Origin of the sequence: Amycolatopsis circi (assembly GCF_003385235.1) — a bacterium.
Taxonomy (GTDB): Bacteria; Actinomycetota; Actinomycetes; order Mycobacteriales; family Pseudonocardiaceae; genus Amycolatopsis; species Amycolatopsis circi.
Map to the genome: position 1 here is coordinate 1 of NZ_PQIA01000225.1, position 8,431 is coordinate 8,431.

Annotated in this window: 8 protein-coding genes; 3 read left to right on the top strand and 5 right to left on the bottom strand. The window is 70.0% G+C overall.

What is annotated here, in order from left to right; translation table 11 throughout:
- The 5 genes from D0D37_RS47705 to D0D37_RS44660 form a co-directional block, all read right to left on the bottom strand.
- The coding region (locus D0D37_RS47705; RefSeq protein ID WP_425267039.1) for a hypothetical protein at positions 1–509 on the bottom strand (509 nt) is incomplete at its 3' end.
- Positions 510–698: 189 nt separating this feature from the next.
- Positions 699–1,295, bottom strand: coding sequence for a bifunctional DNA primase/polymerase (locus tag D0D37_RS44645; RefSeq protein WP_116206614.1), 597 nt, complete (start codon positions 1,293–1,295; stop codon positions 699–701).
- Between the two features lie 433 nt (positions 1,296–1,728).
- Positions 1,729–2,847: a M20 family metallopeptidase gene (locus D0D37_RS44650; RefSeq protein ID WP_116206615.1), complete on the bottom strand. Its 1,119-nt coding sequence runs from the start codon at positions 2,845–2,847 to the stop codon at positions 1,729–1,731.
- Positions 2,844–4,271 carry an aldehyde dehydrogenase family protein gene (locus D0D37_RS44655; RefSeq protein WP_116206616.1) on the bottom strand — a complete coding sequence of 476 codons (1,428 nt, stop codon included), beginning with the start codon at positions 4,269–4,271 and terminating at the stop codon, positions 2,844–2,846. Before D0D37_RS44655 ends, D0D37_RS44650 begins: the two co-directional genes overlap by 4 nt.
- Positions 4,272–4,286: 15 nt before the next feature.
- A complete protein-coding gene (locus tag D0D37_RS44660; protein WP_116206617.1) occupies positions 4,287–5,840 on the bottom strand; it encodes a GMC family oxidoreductase in 1,554 nt (517 codons plus the stop codon).
- 104 nt (positions 5,841–5,944) lie between these two features.
- Here D0D37_RS44660 and D0D37_RS44665 point away from each other — a divergent pair, with 104 nt between their 5' ends.
- From D0D37_RS44665 to D0D37_RS44675, 3 genes are all read left to right on the top strand, one after another.
- A complete protein-coding gene (locus tag D0D37_RS44665) occupies positions 5,945–6,430 on the top strand; it encodes a GbsR/MarR family transcriptional regulator (RefSeq protein WP_116206618.1) in 486 nt (161 codons plus the stop codon).
- The gene (locus D0D37_RS44670) at positions 6,427–6,840 is read left to right on the top strand and encodes a hypothetical protein (protein WP_116206619.1); all 414 of its coding nucleotides are present in this window, start codon (positions 6,427–6,429) and stop codon (positions 6,838–6,840) included. The genes D0D37_RS44665 and D0D37_RS44670 overlap by 4 nt, the downstream gene beginning before the upstream one ends.
- A 234-nt stretch (positions 6,841–7,074) precedes the next feature.
- Positions 7,075–8,431: DUF2079 domain-containing protein (locus tag D0D37_RS44675; RefSeq protein ID WP_208720554.1), on the top strand; the 1,357-nt coding region annotated here is incomplete at its 3' end.

The window sequence follows — 8,431 nt, forward strand, 5'->3', positions numbered from 1 at the left end:
TGTTTATAAGGTACAGGGGGGGCGGCGCTTTCCGGATGCGCTGCCGAAGGCCGGGAAGCACTGGACAAGGGTTCCTGCGCCGCGACGGGTTGTGTCGCGGATCCGTCCGGCGACGGGTCCTTCGGCGCGCCAGGCCGGAGCAGACGTCCAGCGGACGGCGGCGCTTGCGGCCGGATGCCTGCGGATGCGTCCGCCGGGCCGGACACGCTTGCCGTATTCGCCGTCGGCGCCGGACTGTCGTGGCCACCGGTACGAGCCCGCGGGACCGCGCTCCGAGCAGACTCCGCCTCGGAATCAGCCCCCGCTTCCTGGCCGCCGTCGTGGTGGAGCATGTCCGGCGTGACCCGGGGCATCATCAACGGGGTGTGCGCCGCGTCGGCGTTCGGAACCGCGGGTTCGCGCGCGACCGGATAGCGCGCCAGCGGATCCCCTCCGGACGCACGCGCCCGGAGCAGGGCGAACATCCCGGGCAGTCCTGCCAGTCCCACCAGTCCCCACCAGGCAGTCATGGCGATCCTCGCTTCCCTCGCGTCAACCGGTCCGCGCTGGGATAACCGGTCGGCGCGAGGACAATCGCGAGACCACCTGGACGTGTGACGCCGTCCGCCTGACAGAAACCCGGCAAAACCCGGCCGCTGCCTGCGGGACACGGCGTTACGCGGCAAGCACCGATCTAGCGTCGGCCAGGGCCGCGCCTGCTATGCGGATTCGCGGGAAAGTTCGGCGAGTTTGTCCAGGATCTCGGCACCGTCCCCGAGCGCGTCGCGGTCCGCCGGGGAGATGCGCCACCACACGACCCCGGCGACCACCCTGCTCGGCGGAAGAACGACGAGGTCACCTGACGAAAGGATCTCGACCCCGGGCGCCAGATCGTCGTTCACGCGTACGCCGGGCTCGACGAAGAAATACGCTCCGTGCGGCGACAGCGCCATCGGCCCGAGCGGCCGCCCGCCGTCGAACGCGGCGAGCGTCCGCCAGCCAAGGTGAGTGGGAGTGCGCAGGACGTCGAAATGCCGGCCCACCGGTGCGAGAATCGCCTGCCGATGCACGGACCACCACTCCGAAATGACCCGGCTGTCGACGGTGGCGCCAACCGGGGACACCGCCGCCTCCCGGCCGCCGAGCAGCTCGAGAGTGACCGGATCCCAGCTCGTCAGCCCGTCGCATACCGGCCCCGGCAACACCGGCCATCCCCGCGCGGCGTACTGCTCGGCCGCCAAGCGCAACGACCGCAGGGCGGCCCCGTGGTCACCGGCCAAGCAGCGTGAACGGCTGCCGCGCGCAACAAGGGTCATCGCGAGAATCCCTTCCGAGAGACAAGCCCCGCCCGCGCAGCTCAAGGCCTGGCAAGACACGGGCTGCGCGGGAACCGGCCGCCGGGGTGGCACGGACAACCATGAATCCGCGGTGCGTCTCAGACCAGCCAGGAAACCGGAAGCAAACCGGCACCATCCCTTGCCCGGCTCGCACGATCTTCACCTGAATGTCCTAGCCGACAACCCGAAAGGGCGACTTGACCCCACCCGGCAGTTCTCCTTCGGCTACGAGCAGCAGCTCAGCTCCGATCCCACCCCGTCCGGAAACTGTCAAGGATTTCGTTGTTATGCGGGACATCCGCGGCCAACGGATGCTTCACCGGAGTTGTCGATCCGGTGCATCACCAGACCGCTGGCCTGTCGCCGCCAGGCGCACCACGCCCGACCACGGCGGCATTCCGGCGCTCTCCGGTCACCGACGCTCCGCCGCGAAGTCGGCGGCCGTCCAAGCCATCGCGATCGCGCCGTCGAGCACCGCCCGGTCGGCAGCCGGGGTGACGCAAGCCGCGGTGAATTCGGGCTGGTGGTTGACCGCCGGAGCACAGTCGAGGCCCAGCATCGGGTGGATCGTCGGCACGGCGTGGGAAACGTTGCCCATATCGGTGGCGGCGCCGACCGCGCCGCCGGGCAAATCCGGGAAAACCCGGCCGAGGGCTTCGGCGTTGGCTCGGTACAGCTTCAGCAACGCGGGATCGGGCCGCAGCTCCGCGTAATCCGGTGCCAGCGCGCTGATCGACAGCTCGGAGCCGGTCGCCATCGCGCCCGCCTCGAAGCATCGCGTCACCCGGCCCTTCAGCGCATCCAGTTCGGCCAGGCTTTCGGTCCGGACGATCCAGCGGCCGCGGCTGGCGTCGGGAATGACGTTGGCCGCGGACCCGGCTTCGGTGACGACACCGCTGATCCGGTCGCTCCCAGCGGTTTGCTGACGCAGCAAGCCGACTGCCACCTGGGCGACCGTCATCGCGTCGGCGGCGTTGATGCCGAGCTGCGGGTAGGCGCCGGCGTGCGCGGGTTTGCCTCGGTAGGCCACGTCGAACTGGGCCACCGCCGAACCCGGCATCGCCGCCGTCTCCACGGCCGCCGGGTGCACCATCATGGCGGCGTCCACGTCGTCGAACGCGCCGCGTTCGAGCATCAGCACCTTGCCTCCGCCGCCTTCCTCGGCCGGAGTGCCGAGCACGGTGACGGTGAGCCCGAGGTCGTCCGCCAGCCCGGCCAGGCCGAGGCCCGCGCCCACCGCGGCGGCGGCGATCACGTTGTGGCCGCAGGCATGTCCGATCTCCGGCAGGGCGTCGTATTCGGCGCAGATCGCGACTCGCACCGGCCCCGACCCCACAGTGGCGCGGACCGCGGTGGGCAGGCCGTAACAGCCGTGTTCGACGTCGAATCCCGCGTCGGCGAGCGCGGCGGCCACCCAAGCGCTGGCCCGGACTTCCTCGAAGGCGAGTTCCGGATGCGCGTGAATCCGGTGTGACAGCGCGAGAAGCTCGGCGTCGGCCGACCGGATCCGCCGCTCGATCACGTCCTTCACGAGGCCGCCGCGATGTGCACCGAGGCCGGACGGGTCGCGGCGTCGTACGCGGCGCGGGCACCGGTCGCGCCCATCCCGCTGTCGCCAGCGGGCTCATACAGCCGCTCGGGGCCGCCGCCCTGCCATTGGTTTACCCAGGTGACCCCGGCCGGGATGCTTGCGGCGGCGGCGATGTGGTCCGGGTCGTCGGTGTAGACCGTCGCCGCGAGGCCGTATTTCGACTGGGCAGCGCGTTCGAGTCCTTCCTCGAACGAGTCCACGACGACGACCGGCGCGACCGGGCCGAAGGTCTCCTCGGTCAGGACCAGCATCGAGTCGTCGACGTCGGTGAGCACGGTGGGCGGATAGTAGAAACCCTTGCCAGACGGGACAATCCCGCCGGTACGGACCTTCGCGCCTTTCCGCACCGCGTCCTCGACGTGCCGGGCGACGATGTCCCGCTGCTGCCGGTCGACCAGCGGTCCGAGCACGACGCCTTCGTCAAGACCGTTGCCGACGGGGAAGCTTTCGGCTGCGGCGACGAGTGCCTCGACGAACGGCTCCGCGACGTCGCGGTGCACGTAGATCCGTTCCATCGACGTGCAGATCTGCCCGGTGTTGATGAACGCCCCGAACGCGACGGCTTGGGCGGTGGCAACCGGATCGACACCCGCGTCGACTACGACCGGATCCTTGCCGCCCAGTTCCAGAACCGCGCGACGCAGCCGCTCCCCCGCAGCCGCGCCGACGCGTTTGCCGGTGGCGACCGAACCGGTGAAGTGCACCAGCCGGATCTGGTCGTGCTCCGTCAGCGGGATCCCGGCGCGCGCGTCGCCGAGCACCAGGTTCACCACGCCCGGCGGCAGTTCGGCCAGTTCGGCCAGTTCGAGCAGCCGCACGACCGACAGCGGCCCGCGTTCGGACGGCTTGAGCACGACGGTGTTCCCCGCGGCCAGCAGCGGGCCGATCGCCGCGAGGACGGCCGTGACGGGGAAATTCCACGGCGTGATGACCGCGGTCGCACCGAGCGGATGGCGCAGAATCCGCGTGCGGCCGCCGTCCGGGCGCTCGACGAGCTGCTCGAAGTCGTAGGAAAGCGCTTCCTCGGCCGCGGCGCGCAAACCCGCTACGGCGCCGTCGAGGAAAGTCCGCCCGATGCCCAGCGGTTTGCCCATCTCCCGGCATTCCAGCTCGACCAGTTCACCGGCGTGCGCGGCGATGGCGTCCGCCCAGGCGGTGATCCGCGCGACCCGCTCGGCTACCGGCGTCGCCGCCCAGGCGGGGTGTGCCGCGACCGCCGCGGAAACGGCAGCGTCGACGTCCTCGGCAGATCCGGCGGGGTGGCGGGCGATGACTTCCTCAGTCGCCGGATTGACCAGGTCGAGGAGGACGTCGCCGCGCGAGTCCGCCCAGTTGCCGTCGATGAAATTCCGCAGTGTCTTCATTCGATTCCTCAGCTGTCAGTCGAGTCGGTCGGCCATCAGTTCGCCGGCCATGATCGCGGCCAGGTTGGTGTTGGCCCGCGGAACGAAGGGGAAGATCGACGCGTCGACCACCCGCAGGCCGTCGACGCCGAGCACCCGGCATTCGGGATCGACCACGGTGTCGCGGTGCCCGGGATCGCCCATCCGGCACGTGCTGGTGGCGTGCTGCGAGTCGCCGACGGTGGCCAGCAGGTGCTCGTCCAGTTCGCGATCGTTGTCCAGCGCGGCGAACAGCTCTTTGTTCGCGGACTCCAGCGGGCCGCCGAGGATCGGCGCGGTCTCGTCGGCGCGGGCCAGTTCGACCAGCGCCCGCACGCCCGCGCGCAGCCGCGGCAGATCGCGTTCGTCGGAGAGCATCCGCTGCTGCACCAGCGGCTGGACCTCCGGGTCGGCGGAGACCAGGCTGACCTCGCCGCGCGAATAGTTCTGGTTGAGCCACACCCCATACGAGCCGGCCCCGGCACCGGTGTTCGCGAACGCCATGGCGAGCACGCTCTGGTTCATCGAAACGAACATCAGGTCGTCCTCGGGCGTGCCCGGGCCGCTGGTGAAGCGGACGCAGACGTTGGTGTGCCGGTCGTCCGGCGTCTTGATCGCCGCGGCTTCGGTCAGCGGGAGCTGGATCATCGCGATCGGATGGTCCTGCAGACCGCGGCCGACCGGCAGATCCGCGCGGACGTCGACGCCGAGCGACCGCAGCTGTCCGGCCGGGCCGACGCCCGAACGCTGCAGGATCGCCGGCGTGTGGATCGCACCCGCGCTCAGCACGACGGTGTCGGCGAGTTCGGTCGTGACTGTCCCGCCGATTACGGCCCGGACGCCGATCGCACGGCTGCCTTCGAAGAGCACCTGGTCCACGAGCGCGTCCCCGCGGATGGTCAGGTTCGGCAGCGCCCGAGCAGGTTCGAGATAGGCGTCGTTGACCGAAACCCGCCGTCCGGCCCGGGAATTGATCGGATAGGGCGAGACGCCGGACGCCGCGGGCGCGTTCACGTCGGGAGTCCAGCCGTATCCCGCCGCGATCGCCGAGCGGTGCAGCGCGGCGTCGACAGCACCCCAGTTCTCTTGCGGCGTACGGTAAATCGGAGTCGGGCCGCCGCGGCCGTGGTAGGACTCGTCGCCGAAGACCTCGTCGTCCTCCAGCTTCGCGAAGTACGGCAGCACGTCCTCCGGAGCCCAGCCCGGCAGCGCCCAGTCGACGAAGTCCGCCATCGGCGGGCGGATCGCGATCTGCCCGTTGATCGACGAACTGCCGCCGACGCCCCGGCCGCGCCAGTACGGCGCCGGCTGCTGCCGGTCGGTCCGCGTGGAGTCCAAACCCGGCCACACCATGCCTTCGGCCGCCGTCGGGTGCAGCAGGGCGACGATCGGATTGGGCGAGCGCCACGCCTCGTGCATCTCGGCCGACCGGTAGTCCGGGCCCGCCTCGAGCAGCAGGACCCGCTTGCCCCGCTCCGCCGAGCGCACCGCCAGCGCCGCCCCCGAGGATCCGGCGCCGACCACGATGAGGTCCCAGCCGCTGTCCGCCATCTGCCTGCTCCTTCGCCGGTCTTCGTGGCGGCTAGAATGATCCCCGGTGCTACGTTCAGTCAAGAGTGAACGTTCAGTTTTTTCTGAGCTACAGTGAGGTGCCGATGACCGTGCCCGCGGGCGACAGCCAGCCCGGCGAGAACGCTCTCGTCGAGGACTTCGGCCTGCGCATCGGCCGGGCGATGGGCTGGCCGCCGATGGCAGGCCGCACCAGCGGCGTGCTGATGCTCAGCGAGAAACCCCTGACGCTCGGCCAGCTCCAGGACGCGCTCGACGCGAGCAAGGGCTCGGTGTCCGAGATGACGCGGCTGCTCATGGTCAACGGCGTCGTCGAGCGGACCAAGAACCCCGGCAGCCGCCAGTTCGTCTACCGCTGGCGCGACGATGCCTGGCTCGGCTGCCTGCAGCACCAGGTGAGCGCGACCCGCGAACTGCTCGAACTGGCCGAGAACGCGCAGGAGCACGGGAAGCACCTGGCCGCCGAGCAGCGCGGCAGGCTGCGGCAGATGCGCGACTACTACGTCTTCATGACCGAACAACTCGAAGCGCTCCTGGCCGAGTACTCCAGCCGGACGGAGACCGAGGCTTGACCGAGGAGGATCTTCTCGAGCGATACGGCTTGCATCCCGCCGGCGGCCAACTGGACGAGGTCCGCGGCATCCTCACCGCGGCGATGCGGGCCGGACCCGACGCGGACACCTTGTTGATGAAACTCTGTTGCGTACAGCTGTTCCATCACGGCTCGTTGGACGACGTCCTCCTCATCTGGCAGGCCAAAGAGTCCGGCTGGGACGCGCACTTCTCGATTGACGTGCAACTCCTGTGCGGCGCGGGCCTGGACAAGACCAAAGCGTTTCTCGGCACTCATCCGGCGGGCGCGGCACGGAAGGCACTCGACTACCTGAAGGAGTGCGAAGAAGCCCGCGACTTCGACGGATTCTCTGTCGAACGCCAGTCAGCGGGATACCGCCAGTACTACGGCGTGCCCGGCGCGGACTGATGCCGAAACCCGGGTTTGCCGTCGTGCCGACCGGAAGCCGAGCCCGAACCGCGGACAAGTTATCGTCGTGTCCGCATTGTTCCGTTACCTCCGGAACCAGAGAGCAACGACACTCTTGTCCAAACCCTCCCCTAAGCGGTAAAAGCAGCAGGTCACACCGAAAGATCCGCGACCCGCAGCGGGCACGTCCGGCAAGCCGCCGACCGGAGTGACTCCACTTCGCTAGGAGAGGTCTTGACCGCGCTCGCTTCCCCCGCCGCCGCACTGCCCGCCACCCGAAGACCCCGCGCCGGGATCATCGCGCTCGCGGCCTTCGCCGCCGTCCCCGCCGCGCTGGCATTGTGGACCGCCCTGCGGGCACCGCGCGCGCACGTCCTGCTCGATTACTGGCACGTCCTCGCCAAAATCACTGACGACCGCGGACATCTCGTGCTGGGCCAGGTGTTCACCTACCACCTCGACCAGCCCTTCGTCATCCCCTCGCTGCTCTTCTACGTCGACGCCGCCTGGTTCGGCGGCGACAACCGCGTCCTCACCGTCCTCACGGTCGCGCTGGTCGGCGGGATCGGCGCGTGCCTGTACTCGATGCTGCCCGCTTCCCTGTCCCCTCACCGCAAGGCAGCACTCGCCGCCGCGATGTCCTGGCTGCTGTTCACCTCGCACCTCGCCGAGATCTGGCTCCAAGGCACCAACGGCATCAGCTGGATCCCGGCAGTCTTCTTCACCGTCCTCGCCGCCTCCCAAGCCCACCGCGGCCGCCTCTGGACCGCCACAACAGCGGCACTCCTCGCCAGCCTCAGCTTCGGAGCCGGACTCCCCGCGTTCTTCATCGTCGCCGCGATCTTCCTGCTCCGCAAAGAAAACCGCGCCAAAACCCTCGCCCTGGCCGCCGCCGGAACCGTCGTCCTAGGCGGGTGGCTGCTCACCAAACCCAGCGGCACCCAATCGCTGGCCACTACCGCACTCGACCCCGACGGCCGCCTCTCCGCCGCCGCAGCAGCACTCGGCAGCCTCTGGTCCGGCGACCAAGCCCTCGTCGCCGTCCTCGCCGGAGCCCTGACCACCGCACTTCTCACCGCCTGCGCCCTCGCCGCGAAACACGACCCGCGCGCCGGAGGATGGATCGGCATCGCCGGATACGCCGCCGCGCTCGCCGTCCTCGTCGCGTTGGGCCGCACCAGCAACCTCGCCCCCGGCGGCAACATCGGACTCATCAGCCGCTACACCATCGTCAGCGCCCTCGCACTCACCGCGCTCCTCGCGCTCGCGACGCTCGTCCGTCCACAATGGCCGCTCACCGCCGTCGTCATCGGCATCTGCGCGATCTCCCTCACCACCCACGCCATCGGCGGGAGCAAAGCCGACCTCACCCGCCGCGGATACGCCCCGCTCGCCCTCGCCCCCATCGCCCTGCGCACCGAAGCCACCGACGTCCTCGACCAACTCCACATCCAGCCCCAGGTCATCCCCGCCCCGAAAGCCCCCCGCACCTACCCCTTCAACCCCCGCCTCACCCCCGGCTCCCCCGGCCTCGACCCCGCCCCCACCACCACCCCCCCCCCCGTCCCTTATAACCCACCTACCCTACCCA